The 12,732-nt window shown below is 73.4% G+C and carries 12 protein-coding genes; all 12 read left to right on the forward strand.

Annotated elements, in window-relative coordinates:
- The first annotated feature begins 33 nt into the window (after nt 1–33).
- The 12 genes from ACYU8V_RS04260 (at nt 34) to ACYU8V_RS04315 (ending at nt 12,732) form a co-directional block, all read left to right on the forward strand.
- Nucleotides 34–1,716, forward strand: a complete 1,683-nt coding sequence (locus ACYU8V_RS04260) for a DUF4874 domain-containing protein (protein WP_460845408.1) — start codon at nt 34–36, stop codon at nt 1,714–1,716.
- A 56-nt stretch (nt 1,717–1,772) separates the two neighbouring features.
- Nucleotides 1,773–2,129 carry a hypothetical protein gene (locus tag ACYU8V_RS04265; protein ID WP_460845409.1) on the forward strand — a complete coding sequence of 119 codons (357 nt, stop codon included), beginning with the start codon at nt 1,773–1,775 and terminating at the stop codon, nt 2,127–2,129.
- Nucleotides 2,126–2,818, forward strand: a complete 693-nt coding sequence (locus tag ACYU8V_RS04270) for a sugar transferase (RefSeq protein ID WP_460845411.1) — start codon at nt 2,126–2,128, stop codon at nt 2,816–2,818. The genes ACYU8V_RS04265 and ACYU8V_RS04270 overlap by 4 nt, the downstream gene beginning before the upstream one ends.
- Nucleotides 2,819–2,866: 48 nt before the next feature.
- On the forward strand, nt 2,867–3,820 hold the full coding sequence (locus ACYU8V_RS04275; RefSeq protein ID WP_460845412.1) for a hypothetical protein: 954 nt from the start codon (nt 2,867–2,869) through the stop codon (nt 3,818–3,820).
- A 4-nt stretch (nt 3,821–3,824) separates the two neighbouring features.
- Nucleotides 3,825–4,874 (forward strand): glycosyltransferase, encoded by a 1,050-nt coding sequence (locus ACYU8V_RS04280; protein ID WP_460845413.1) that lies wholly within the window; start codon nt 3,825–3,827, stop codon nt 4,872–4,874.
- Nucleotides 4,875–4,885: 11 nt separating this feature from the next.
- Complete coding sequence (locus ACYU8V_RS04285) at nt 4,886–6,160, forward strand: tyrosine-protein kinase domain-containing protein (RefSeq protein WP_460845414.1); 1,275 nt, start codon at nt 4,886–4,888, stop codon at nt 6,158–6,160.
- A 141-nt stretch (nt 6,161–6,301) separates the two neighbouring features.
- Nucleotides 6,302–8,437, forward strand: a complete 2,136-nt coding sequence (locus ACYU8V_RS04290; RefSeq protein ID WP_460845416.1) for a glycosyltransferase — start codon at nt 6,302–6,304, stop codon at nt 8,435–8,437.
- Nucleotides 8,434–9,756, forward strand: a complete 1,323-nt coding sequence (locus ACYU8V_RS04295) for an O-antigen ligase family protein (RefSeq protein WP_460845417.1) — start codon at nt 8,434–8,436, stop codon at nt 9,754–9,756. Before ACYU8V_RS04290 ends, ACYU8V_RS04295 begins: the two co-directional genes overlap by 4 nt.
- Entirely contained in the window at nt 9,757–10,320 is a 564-nt protein-coding gene (locus tag ACYU8V_RS04300) for a hypothetical protein (protein ID WP_460845418.1), read from the forward strand.
- Entirely contained in the window at nt 10,317–11,132 is an 816-nt protein-coding gene (locus tag ACYU8V_RS04305; protein WP_460845420.1) for a polysaccharide deacetylase family protein, read from the forward strand. Before ACYU8V_RS04300 ends, ACYU8V_RS04305 begins: the two co-directional genes overlap by 4 nt.
- Nucleotides 11,114–11,710 (forward strand): serine O-acetyltransferase, encoded by a 597-nt coding sequence (locus ACYU8V_RS04310; protein ID WP_460845421.1) that lies wholly within the window; start codon nt 11,114–11,116, stop codon nt 11,708–11,710. Before ACYU8V_RS04305 ends, ACYU8V_RS04310 begins: the two co-directional genes overlap by 19 nt.
- A gap of 116 nt (nt 11,711–11,826) precedes the next feature.
- Nucleotides 11,827–12,732, forward strand: coding sequence for a class I SAM-dependent methyltransferase (locus tag ACYU8V_RS04315; protein ID WP_460845424.1), 906 nt, complete (start codon nt 11,827–11,829; stop codon nt 12,730–12,732).

The raw sequence follows: 12,732 nt of genomic DNA on the forward strand, positions 1-12,732 counted from the left end.
ATCAATCGGGCCGCCGGGCCGCACCTGTGAAGGGTGAGCCCCCTCCCCACTCGTGAAGCCCCCGTCGCCACCGCGGCCCCCCTGCCCGCCCGTCGGTGGGGAGAGCTCGTCGGCAACTGGCGGCGCGACTGGAAGCCGGTGGCCGTGGGCGTGCTGCTGCTCACCCTCGCCGGGCTCATCGCGGTGGGCGTCCAGCTCCGCTCGACCCCGCCTCCCGCCGCACCGCCGCCACCCGCGGTGGCCGGCGCCTCGGTGAGCCACCTGGTGTTCCGCGGAGCCCGCGCGGGGGAGACCATCACCAACCCGGGTCGCGGACTGCGCTACGAGATCTCCTTCAACGCGGCCGACATGAGCAACCCCTGGGGTCAGACGCAGCCCCGCACGGTCCGCGCCGCCATCCCCGCCCTGCGGGCGCAGTACGGCGACGCCCGTGTCATCCGGATCGGCTTCTACCTCGCGCCGTTCGCCGGTGACCGGTCGTGCACGCCGCTCCCGGTGAGCTGCACGACCCCGATCTCGCGGCAGGCGCTCGACAACATCCGCCAGGCGCTGCGCGACGTGCGGGCCGCCGGCATGCAGGCCATCGTGCGGTTCGCCTACGACACCGACGAGGCGCACCGGCGCTGCTACACGACGTACACGATCCGGCGGCACCTCGCGCAGCTGCGTCCGATCCTGGCGCGGTTCAGCGGGGTCGTGACGGTGGTCCAGGCCGGCTTCGTCGGGCCGTGGGGCGCCTGGGGACCGAGCTGCTTCGGGCTGGCGAGCCACCCCGCCGACGTACGCGCCATCCTCGGGAGCGTGGTGCACGCCCTGCCCGCCGGGGCGCAGACCCAGGTCCCGCTCGCCTCGCTGCGGTCCGCGGTCGCGGGCGAGCACCTCGTCGACCGGGTCGGCTTCTCCGACGACTACCTGAGCCTGCAGAGCGGGGAGCGCGACCCGCTCGCCCCGGGCCTGCCCGGCGGGGCGTGGGAGGGCGTACTCGACGCCGCGCCGGACGCGCTGAGCGACGGCAACCTGCCCTGGGACAGCCTGCAGGCCTCGCCTCCGCTGGCGTACGCCGGCACCATCGACCCCATCGCCGCCGTCGAGCGCATCCAGTCGCTGCACCTGACCACCTTCTCGGCGGTCCAGGGCAGCCGGGTGTGGCTGCGGCAGTGGCGCGAGGAGCCCGTCACCCCGCGGCTGCTGGCCGACGAGGGCCTGCCCGCGTCACGGTCGTGGTTCCGCGACGCGCGCGGCCACCGGGTCCGCCGCACGCTGTTCGACTACCTGCGCGACCACCTCGGCTACCGGCTGCAGCTGGTGGCGGGCACCTTCGGCACCGGTGAGCGCGATCGGCTGCCGGTGCGATTGACGGTGCGCAACTTCGGCTTCAGCGCGCCGCACGTGCCCGGCACGGTCCGGCTGGTGCTGATCGACGGCGACGACCACGTCGTCGCCCGCACCACCAGCGACGCGGACTGGACGACCTGGACGGCCGCGGCGGCGACCGAGTCCGGAGGCGACGGCGTGCCGCCGCTGCACGCGTTCTCCGGCTCGCTCGACATCGCCGGCCTGCCCGCGGGCAGCTACCGGCTGGGCGTGGTCCTTCGCGGCACCGACGGCTCAGCCCCGGTGCGCCTGGCCAACGACGGCATCGGATCGCGCCGCGGCGCGAACGTCATCGCCACCGTGCAGCTCGGCGCCGACGGCCTCGACACGGTCTCGCGGTAGCGAATCATTTTCCCGGCGGATGGATCACGGCGGCCACGTCCGTGCACTAGTGGGACGTGAACAGCACAACCGATGAGGGCGGCGGCCCCCACCTGGATCCGTGGCCGGCGTACCTCCCGCACCGTGAGATCGACTCCGCGATGGCCCGGCTCGAGTCCGGGGAGGAGCTCTCCGCCGATGAGGCGGCGCGGCTCATCCGACTCGTCACCGAGGAGGCCCGCCGCCTGCGCGAGCACACCGCCCGGCTGACCACCGAGAAGCTCGCCGCCGCCGAGCGGAAGGCCTCCGGGATCGTCGCCGCAGCCGCTGACGAGGCCGAGTCGATGCGGACGGCCGGCCTGACGGTGCTCAACGCCCGCCTCGAAGAGGCAGAGAAGCTGATCGCCGCCGTGCGCGAGACGTGCCGGCCGTGAGTGCCGCCTTCGAGGCGCCGGCACTCGCCGACGTCGCCGCCGACCAGCGCACCGAGCTGTGGCTGGCGCCCGTCGTCGACGTACGCCGTGAGCCGCGGCTGCGGCGTGCCGTCGAGTGGTCCGTGACCTTCGCGCTGGTCGCGGTCCTCGCGCCGCTGATGCTCACGATCGCAGTCGTCGTGGCGGTCACCTCCGAGGGCCCTGTCCTCTTTCGCCAGCAGCGGGTGGGCCTCGGTGGCACGACCTTCGAGCTGCTCAAGTTCCGCACGATGCTCGTCGACGCCGAGCGACGCAAGGCCGAGGTCTTCGCGCTCGTCAACGAGGCCAGCGGGCCGCTGACGAAGCTGCGGCGCGACCCGCGCGTCACCGGTCCGGGCCGCGTGCTGCGCCGGTTCTCGCTCGACGAGCTCCCGCAGCTGTTCAACGTGCTGGGTGGCTCCATGTCCCTGGTGGGGCCGCGACCCGCCCTGCCGGAGGAGGTCGCCCAGTTCGCGGCCGACGAGCACCGGCGCCACGCCGTACGCCCCGGCATGACGGGACTGGCCCAGGTCAGTGGCCGCAGCGACCTGGCGTGGGCCGACGCCGTCCGGCTCGATCTGCGCTACGTCGACCACCGCAGCCCCGCCCTCGACCTCCACATCCTGCTCCGAACCGTCCCCGCGGTCCTCGGGGCGCGTGGCGCCTACTGACGCCGCACCGACCCGACCGATCCGCCTTCCCCTCTCCCAGGAGCGACCATGTTCAACAGGACCCGCCACACCGACACCGCCCGCGCGACCTCCGCCATCGACGCGGTCCTCGCCGAGCTCGAGGCCGGCGCACCGGCCGAGGAGCCCGCGGCTCAGCCCGACCCGGACCCGCAGGAGGCACCCGAGCCGGCCGAGGCCGCCCTCGACACCGTCGCCGGGCACACCGCCAGCCTGCGCGCGACCCGGGACGCCCAGCAGCAGGCGCAGGCCATGCTGACCCTGGCGGCGCAGGCCCGCAGCGACGCCACCGAGCAGGCCGAGGCGATCCTGGAGGAGGCCAACGCCGCCGCCGAGAAGGTGCGCGCCGACGCGGCCGCCGAGGCCGAGCGGCTGCGTACCGAGGCCCTGGACTGGACCGTCGCCCAGCGCGAGCGGGTGCAGGCCGCCGCCGACAGGATCACCGCCGACGCCGAGGCGGACGCCGCACGGCACCGCGACGAGGCGATGCAGTCGGCCATGGCCGAGGCGGAGCAGACCGCGCGCCGGTACGTCGGCGAGGCGGCCGCCCGCGGTGCCCGCGACGCCGAGGAGATCCGCGGCCAGGCCCGCGACCTGCTGGCCCGCGCCGGCGGACTCGGCGCCGAGGTCCAGGACGCCCTCGCCCAGATCGCCACCGCGCTGGAGCAGAGCATCGCCTCGGTCCGCGAGCGGCTCGAGCAGATCGACGTGCTGGTCGGCGAGGTCCAGGGCCAGGCTCCGGCCGAGCCGCTCGAGCCGGCCGAGCCGACGGAGCCCGTCGAGCCTGCGGTCCCGATCTCCGCCGAGGTCCGTGCCGCGCTCGCCGACGACGACGTCACCGACCTGCCCGTGCAGGCTCCCGACGCGCAGACCGACGAGCCGGACGACGAGCCCGACGACGACCTGGGGGCCACCGACTACGGCCACCCCCACCGACGCCAGCTCGGCGCGCTCTTCCGCGACCTCGACAGCGCGGGGGCGTGACCCGATGCGCGTCCTGCACGTCGTGGAGTCGCTCGGCGGGGTGATGTCCTCGGTGCTGTCGATGGTCGATGCCACGCCGGACCTCGAGCACCACCTGGCTCTCTGGCCCCGTCGCGAGCACCTCGACCCCGGCGACGACCGCTCGTCGTTCGCGGGCGTCGAGGCCCTGGCCGGCAGCGCCTGGCAGGCCGGCTCCCAGCTGCGGCGTACCGCCACGGTGCTGCGGCCCGACGTGGTCCACGCGCACTCCTCGTACGCCGGGATGCTGGCGCGCGCCGCCCACGCCGGTCATGAGCGTGGCACCCGGCTGTTCTACAGCCCGCACTGCTTCGCCTTCGAGCGCCGCGACCTCAGCCCCACGGCGCTGCTGGGGATCCGCGCGGTCGAGCGCAGCCTGGTCGCGCGGACCGACCGCCTGGTCGCCTGCTCGCCGTACGAGGCGGAGCTCGCGGTCGAGCTCGGGCACGCGCAGGTCGTGGTCGTCCCGAACCGCGCCCTGCACCCGCCGGCCGGGCGGGCGGCGTACGCCGACGCCCCGTTCCGGGTCGTGACCGTGGGCCGGATCTGCGCGCAGAAGGACTGGGCGCAGCTGATCGCGGTCAAGCGGTTCGCCGAGGACGTCTTCGACCTGCACGCCGACTGGGAGTGGCTCGGGGGAGGCGACGCCGACGGCGCCCGTGCCCTGCGGGCCAACGGCATCGGGGTCAGCGACTGGCTCCCGCGCGAGCAGGTGATGGCGCGCCTGGCAGCAGCCCAGGTCTACGTGCACACCGCCGCCTGGGAGGGCGCGCCGGTCAGCATCCAGGAGGCTGCAGCCGTGGGGCTGCCGCTCGCCCTGCGGGCCATCCCGTCGGTGGCGAGCCTCGGCGCCCCCGGGGTGGCCGCCACCGTCGCCGACCTCGCCACCCGGGTCTACTCCCTGCACCACCGCGACCGCTGGCACCACGAGCAGCTCCGCTCGCTGGGGTTCGCGTCCCACTCCACCGCACAGGTCCAGCGCGAGGCGCTGGCCGCGGCGTACGGCTTCGTGCCCGCCGCACTCGTCCTGAACTGAGGAAGCAGAAGATGTCGAAGTCAAGTGTCGTGAGGGACCTGGGCGCCCTGCTCTGGCGCCGCCGTTGGGTGGCACTGCTGGTGTTCGCCGTGGTGGCCAACGCCGTCGCGGCGGGTCTGGTGCTCACCCAGCGCCAGTACACCGCGTCGGCGGAGATCGCGATCAACCCCACCGCGACGGCGACGTCGGCGAACGTCCGCTACGACGACGTGCTCGGCACGATCGCCGACCTGGCCGGCTCGCGGGCGGTCCTGGAGACGGTCGTGGCGAGCGTCCCCGGCCGCACCGTCGACCAGCTCGTCGGCGAGGTCACCGGCCGCGTCCTCCCCGGCACGCTGCTGGTCGAGGTGACGGTCGACGACCCCGACCCGCAGATCGCGGCGACGGTGGCCAACAAGGTCGCCGCCGAGCTCCCCAGCCACGACCCGAGCAACGGCGCCTACGGCTTCAGCACCGCCGAGACCGCGGTCCGGCCGAAGACGTTCAGCTCGCCCAACGTCCCGCTCGCCGCGCTGGCCGGCGGCCTGATCGCGCTCGTCGTGGCCCTCCTTGCCGCCCTCGTCGCCGACCGTGTCTTCCGCACGGTCACCGACCCCGACGAGATGGCCGAGGTCTCCGGTACGGCCGTGCTGGGGATCCTGCCCAAGCCCTCGGACGCCGACGGCGTCCAGGCGGCCGAGGTGGACGCCGACGAGTTCCAGTCCTTCCGCGCCCTCCGGATCGCCATCGAGTTCGCCAGCGCCGAGGACCCGACCCGGCTGCTGGTCTGCGCATCGGCCGGCGCCACCGACGGGTGGCCGGGCTGGACCGAGGTGAACGTGGCCGCGGCCCTCGCCGAGGTCGGGCACCGGGTGCTCGTGGTCAACGCCGAGCGTGACGGCCGGGTCCACCCCGCGCTGGAGGCGGCCGGCGAGCCCGGCCTGTACGACGTGCTGGCCGGGACCCGCTCGCTCGACGAGGTGATCCGCAAGGGACCGGTCGCCGGCGTCGACGTACTCCCGCTCGGGCAGGCGCACCTGGCCGCCCCGAGCCTGTTGGAGATGCGGTTCCGCGGGCTGGTCGAGGACGCCGACGAGTACGACGTCATCGTGGTGCACGCCGCCCCGGTGTCCGGCTCGGAGGACGCGCGGATCATGGCCATCCACGGCGCGCTGCTGCTGACCGTGCCCTCGGGCAAGGTGCATCCGCGGTACGTCGAGCGGGCGGCCGAGCACCTGCGCATGATCCGGGTCCGGGTCCTCGGCAGCGTGCTCGTGGGCGCTCGCTCGTCGCGCCGCTCCCGCTGACCCGACCACCCCGACGCCCGCCACGGTTCGTGGCGGGCGTCGCGCACTTCTCCGGGGATTCTCGGAACGGGCCGGATCAAACCCGTGTCCGGCCGGCACTAGTGGGGTGTCATCCCGTCCACGACCTCATCGGAGGCCCCCATGGTGCAAGCGGTCGTTGCCCGCCCTGAGCTCGCGTCGGCACCGCACCTGCGTGTCGCCGTGATCCAGCAGGCCGGGATCCTCGGTGGCGCCGAGCGTTGGCAGCTCCAGCTCGCCGACGTCACCGACCGGCTCAAGGTGTCGGTGCTCGGCCTGGGCGAGGGACACGCCACCGACGAGTGGCGCGCCCGCGGGTGGGACGTCACCAGCCTGCCGAACCCGCGGGAGCCGCACCGGATGGCGGGGCTCAGCCGCCGTGTCCGGGCCGAGCTCGCGCGGCTGCAGCCCGACGTCGTACTCGCCCACGGCATCAAGGCCGGACTCGTCGGCGGCGCGGCAGCCCGCTCCCTGGGCATCCCGATCGCCTGGGTGCGGCACGACCCCTCCTTCGAGGGATGGATCCGACGGCTCGTCGACCGGATGACCGACGGTCAGCTCGCGACGAGCCACTGGCTGCTCGACGGCACCGTCGGCACGAACACCCTCGTCATCACCCCGCCCCGCCGGCCCGTGCCGGCGGACCGGCACGGCGCGCGGGCGCTGCTCGGCATCGACGTCCCCGACGGGCAACTGCTCGTCGGGATGGGCACCCGGCTGACCCGCACCAAGGGCGTCGACGACGCGATCCGCGCCCTGGCGTATCCCGCCGCGGGACGCTGGAGCCTGGTCATCGCCGGCATCGAGGATCCCAGTGCGCCCGAGGAGGCGGCCGAGCTGGTCTCCCTGGCGACCGAGCTCGGCGTGGGCGACCGGGTGCACTTCATCGGCGAGGTCCCGGACTTCGGCCGGGTCGTCTCGGCCTTCGACGCCGTCGCCGTCCTCACCAAGCCCACGCCGGAGGTGCCCTGGTTCCGCGAGGCGTTCGGGATGGCTGCCCTCGAGGCCATCACCGGCGGCGTACCCGTGATCGCGGCGCCGCCGGTCGAGGAGCTGGTCCTGGCCGGCGGCATCGCCGTGTCCGCGGGAGCGCCGGCAGAGGTCGCCCGCGCGCTCGGTGATCTCGCCAGCCCCGACACGCACGAGCGGATCAGCGCCGCGGCGTCCGCCCGTGCCCAGGACTTCCCCGACGACGTCGACGCGGCACGGAGCCTGGTGGACTTCCTCGCCGAGCTGGCGCACCGCCCGGGTGCGGGTCTCGCGGGCGCCGAGGTCGGGGTGAGCGTCGTGACGACGGTGCTGAACGACCGCCCGGCCCTGGCCGCGCTGATCGGCGCCCTCGCTCCACAGCTGGGCCCGGACGACGAGCTGGTCGTCGTCGACGGCGGATCGACCGACGGCACGCACCAGATCGTCACGGCCGCGACCCGGCAGGATGCCCGGATCCGTCTGGTCGTCGAGGACGGCGCCGGCATCTCACGCGGCCGCAACGTCGGCATCGAGCTGGCGAAGAACGACGTCATCGCCTGCACCGACGCAGGCTGTGTGCCGTCACCCGGGTGGCTGGCCACACTCCGCTCCGCGGTCGCCGGTCACCCCGACGTCGACCTGTTCACCGGCACCTACTCCGTCACCGGGGACGTGCCCTGGGAGCGCGCGCTCGCCGCCGTCGGCTATCCCCGCGTCAGCGAGCTGCGCAGGGAGACCCCGTTCGTGCGCTGGTACGGCCGGCTCCTAGGCCGCGGCTTCGACGCCACGATGCCCACCGGGCGCTCGGTCGCGTTCCGACGGGACGCCTGGCGCCGCGTCGGTGGCTATCCCGAGCACCTGCAGACCGGCGAGGACGTCACCTTCGGCCGCGCCGTGGTCGCTGCGGGCGGCCGCGCCGTGCTGGTCGCCGACGCGGAGGTCGCGTGGGCCCAGCGGCCCACGCTGCAGGAGAACCTCCGCATGTTCGTGCGGTACGGCGAGGGCAGCGGCAACTCGCTGGACGCGAAGCTGCTCGGCCGCGACCTGGCCCGCGTCGCGGCGTACGCCGTCGGTGCCGTGGGCCTCGCGTCCGGCGGTCCGCGGACCCGGGTGGCGCTCGTGGCCGGGGGAGCGGCGTACTTCTCGCTGCCGCTGGCACGCGCACTGCGTGGTCCCGACTCGGTCCGGACCGCGGCGCTCGTGCCCCCGGTCGGCGCGGCCCGCGACCTCGCGAAGGCCTACGGCGCGGTCCGCTCGCTGGCGGCTCGCCGGAGCCGGACCGCCCGATGATCGGCGCCCTCCGCCGCGATCCGCTGGCGGCCTCTGTGCTCCTGGTGATCGTGATGGTGCCGTTCGGCAGCTACCAGGTGCCGCACCTCGGCTTCGCCCTCACCGACGCCCTGATGATGATCCCGGCCGGCATCGTCGTGCTCCGGTTCGCCGGGGGTGCCGAGGCCCCCCGCACCCACATCCTGACCGGTCTCGTGTTGTGCGTGGTCGGTGGTGTCGTGTCGGACACCTTCGGGATCGATCCCGCCACCTCCCTGCGGTTCGCGGTGCACTCGATCATCACCGTCGGGTATGCCGCCGCGATCGTCCTGGCCGTGCGTGACGGCTGGCCCGGCTTCGACAGCACCGTGATGCGGCTGTTCGTGGTGATGGGCGGGATCATCGCCGTCGAGGCGCTGATGTCTGCGGGCTCGATGTCCGCCGCCAACGCGGGAACGGTGATCAACGGCCGCCTCACGGGGCCGTTCGCGCAGCCGAACGAGCTCGGCATCTTCTGCGCGATGATGCTTCCCATCGCGATCGTGACCATCCTCGGAGCGGACTCGCGATGGCTGACCGTTCTGCTGTCCTGCGGAGCGCTCGCCCTGTCCGGGGCGTGGGTCCTGAGCATGTCGCGCGGCGCGTGGATGGGCGGGGTCGCCGCTCTCGCGGGGCTCGCCGTCTGCGAGCCGACCACCCGGCGACTCCTGCGATCGATCGGCATGGTTCTCGTCGCGACGTGCGCGGCCGCCTTCGTCCTACCGACCTCCACGCCGGTCCTCGGCCTGCTCGGTACGCGCATCCAGTCGATCAGCAACCCCACGGCCAGCCCGTACGACGCCCGGCCCCTCATCTGGGACGAGGCGTTCCTCCAGATCAACTCCCGTCCGTGGCTCGGTCAGGGGAGCGGCGGCTACGAGGTCGCCGCAGCCGACTCCTCGAGCCCGATCTCCTCCGACCTCGTCCCGCACCCCCACAACCTCGTGCTCACCGTCCTCACCGAGCGCGGGGTGCTCGGCCTCGCCGTGAGCGCACTCGTGGTCGTTGGATGCATCACCGCGGCCCGCCGCTGCCTCCAGCAGCGCGACCTCCCGGCCGCAGGCGCCCAACCGCTTCGGGTGCGCGGATTGGCGCTGTTCGGCGCCCTCACGGCGCTCGTCGTGCACTGCACTCTCGACATGCCCCTGCGCAACCCGATCGTCTCCGCGCTCGTGTGGACCGTGCTGGGGCTCGCCGCCGCCGTCGAGGTGCAGACCGCCGAGAACGAGACGCGCTGGGCGCGGCTCGTCGGCACCCAGACCCGTCCCGGAACCAGCCCCATGAGAGCAGGAGCACGTTAGATGATCACCACCGCAGGACAGGCCCAGCTGCGCCGGGAGCGGCTGCGCTACACCGGCCTCCTCGTGATCGGCCTCGGCCTGGTCGTCACCTTCGGGATCCAGGCGATCCTGCTGATGCCGACCAAGTACACCGCCACCAGCGCCTTCGCGCTGCGGCCCACGAATGCGGTCCAGACCGACATCGTCGTCGAGATGGTCGCCCACGACTACCTCGTGACGTACGGCGCCGACGAGACCGCCGACTCCGTGGCCGACACCCTCGACCCCAAGGACACCCGTCCGGCGGTCGAGGTCACGGCGGTCCAGGACGCGGGCTCGGCCACGATCCGGGTCCAGGTCACCTCGACCGATGAGGACTTCGCCATCAAGGTCGCCAACGGCATCGCGGCGCGGGCCGTCACCTCCGGTCAGGCGTCCTCGCCGAAGGCGGTGCCGGTGCTGCAGGCCGGACGGTCCGGCATCAGCGCCAAGCCCCCGCGGGCGCTGTACCTGGCGGCCCTGCTGACGCTGGCCGCCATGGCGCTCGCCGCGGGTCTGTACAAGATCCGGCAGCGTACGACGTGAGCGCGGCACGAGTGCGGGTCCTGATGTACCACGGTGTCGACGACATCGCGTCCGATCGCGACCCGCACGGCATGTTCGTCCGGCCGGATGTGTTCCGCCAGCAGCTGGAGCACCTGCTCGAGACCGGGCACACCCCGATCGACGAGGCGACGTACCTGGGCGCGCTCCGCGGTGGGCCGCTGCCGGCCAAGCCCGTGCTGGTCACCTTCGACGACGGCTACGTCAGTGTGGCCGAGCACGCCACCCCCGTGCTGGTCGAGCTGGACGTCCCGAGCGTCCTGTACGTGCCGGTCGGTCTCATCGGCCGCCGCTCCGAGTGGCTCGACGAGGCCCATCGGCACGCGATCATGACCGTCGACGAGCTGCTCGACCTCGATCTCGGGCGGATGGCGCTCGGGCTGCACGGCTTCGACCACAGCGATCTCGTCGGCAGGTCGGAAGCGGAGCTCCGGCGCAACACCGTGGACAGCCGAGCCGAGCTCTCCCGACTGACGCAGCAGCCCATCCGGACCTTCGCGTATCCGTACGGCGGCCACGACGCCGCTGCTCGCCGGGCGACCGAGGGTGCCGGGTTCGAGGCTGCCTTCGCCGTCCACGACGGGTCCGGCGACTTCGCGATCACCCGCGTGGACGTGAACGCGACGGACACGATGCGCACGTTCGCGATCAAGCTCAACCGCTGGTATCCCCACCTGCGCCGGGCGGCGGGTGCGACACCTCGGCTGCGCCGGATGGCCCATGACCTGCTCGGCCGTCAGAGCCGGCCGAGCACCCTGGAGACAGAGGAGACGACATGGCAAGAGACGCACTGATCGGCCGATCCGCACCCCTCCGTGCGACGTTCCGCCAGGATCTCAAGGCTGCCCACGTCTTCTATGCGGGCAGCGTCTGGCAGCACGCCTTCCCCAACCTGTTCGTCGTGGCGTCGTACCGGGTCGCCCACGCGCTCCACCAGCGCGGTCAGCGAGTGCTGTCGCACCTGGTGGCCCTGGTCGCCCAGGTCCTCACCGGCGCCGAGATCCGGCCGTCGGCGTCGATCGGGCCGGGGTTCGTGGTGGTGCACCCGGCAGCAGTCGTGATCGGGGCGAACGTCGTCGCAGGCAGCGGCCTCACCCTGTACGGCTCGAACACGCTCGGGTGGAGCCAACAGATGGGCAGCGACGAGCAGGGATGGCCGAGCGTCGGCGACGACGTCATCTTCTTCACCCACGCCAGCGCGGTCGGCGACGTGCGGATCGGCAACCGGGTGCGCGTCGGCGCCTACGGTCTGGTCGCTCACGACATCCCGTCCGACTCCGTCGCCAGTGGGGTTCCGGCCAAGGCCCGGCCGCTGGCCCCCGGTGTCGACGTCTGGTACCGGCGTGAGTGGACACCGGAGCCGACGGCATGAGCATCGGCATGAGCATCGACGCGGTCAATCCTGCGGCGGGTGGATCAACCGGGCCGGCTGGACGCACTAGAGGCATGACGCAGCGGCACCGGCCGTCTCAACACGAAGGAACGGGAATGTCAGTCCACCTGATCGAACGCCACCTCTGCTACGCGTGCAACGACACCCTCGAGCCCCTCCGCGAGTCCCGCGCGTGGCAGGTCGAGGTCGGACGGTGTCGCTCGTGCTCCACGATCTCGGTCATCGGATCGGAGGAGGTCGTCGCCGAGGACCTCGCGAAGGTGAGTTCCACCAACCAGACCGACTGGGACGCGTACGCCGACGTCATGCACCTCACCGACACGTTCCGCGCCGACGTGCTCACCGAGCTGCGCGCTCGCATCGCGACCGGGAGCCCGACACCGACGCTGTTCGACGTGGGCGCGGGCACCGGTGCGTTCCTCGACATGGCCCGGCGGCACGGATACGCGATCCGGGGCAACGACATCTCCGCCTCCGCCATCGAGTACGCCGCCGAGCACTTCGGCATCGAGCTCAGCAGCGACGACGTGGCGCAGCAGCCGCGCGGGGCCGTCGACGCCATCACCATGTGGTGCGTGCTCGCCCACGTCGGCCAGCCCCGCGACTTCCTGGGTCATGCCCGGGACATGCTGCGTCCCGGTGGCGTCCTCTTCCTCCGGACGCCGCGGCTCTCCGCGGTCGACGTCGTGTCCGAGGCCGCCGCCCAGATGACGAGCGGACGGCTCGCGCGGGTCGCGGACCAGCGGGTCACCCGTGGCCACCTGCACCTGTTCTCCGACGCGGGCATGCGCGACATGCTCACCGGCCTCGGGTTCGTGGACATCGACATCCGTCCGGCCGTCCACGCGGGCTGCACCGGGCAGGAGATCGCGAGCCGCCTCGGCGGCCCCGCCGGCTGGCAGCGCCTCTCCGCGCGCGCCATCGATCGTGCGGTCAGTCGCGGGGTCGGGCCCAGGAACGCCATGTTCGTCTACGCGCGCAAGGCGCCGGCAGAGGCCTGA

The organism is Nocardioides ultimimeridianus (genome assembly GCF_054777895.1).

Coding starts and splice junctions, on each gene's coding strand:
- ACYU8V_RS04295 (WP_460845417.1), top strand. CDS start 8,434: ATGATCGGCGCCCTCCGCCGCGATCCGCTGGCGGCCTCTGTGCTCCTG.
- ACYU8V_RS04310 (WP_460845421.1), top strand. CDS start 11,114: ATGGCAAGAGACGCACTGATCGGCCGATCCGCACCCCTCCGTGCGACG.
- ACYU8V_RS04315 (WP_460845424.1), top strand. CDS start 11,827: ATGTCAGTCCACCTGATCGAACGCCACCTCTGCTACGCGTGCAACGAC.
- ACYU8V_RS04300 (WP_460845418.1), top strand. CDS start 9,757: ATGATCACCACCGCAGGACAGGCCCAGCTGCGCCGGGAGCGGCTGCGC.
- ACYU8V_RS04275 (WP_460845412.1), top strand. CDS start 2,867: ATGTTCAACAGGACCCGCCACACCGACACCGCCCGCGCGACCTCCGCC.
- ACYU8V_RS04290 (WP_460845416.1), top strand. CDS start 6,302: ATGGTGCAAGCGGTCGTTGCCCGCCCTGAGCTCGCGTCGGCACCGCAC.
- ACYU8V_RS04280 (WP_460845413.1), top strand. CDS start 3,825: ATGCGCGTCCTGCACGTCGTGGAGTCGCTCGGCGGGGTGATGTCCTCG.
- ACYU8V_RS04285 (WP_460845414.1), top strand. CDS start 4,886: ATGTCGAAGTCAAGTGTCGTGAGGGACCTGGGCGCCCTGCTCTGGCGC.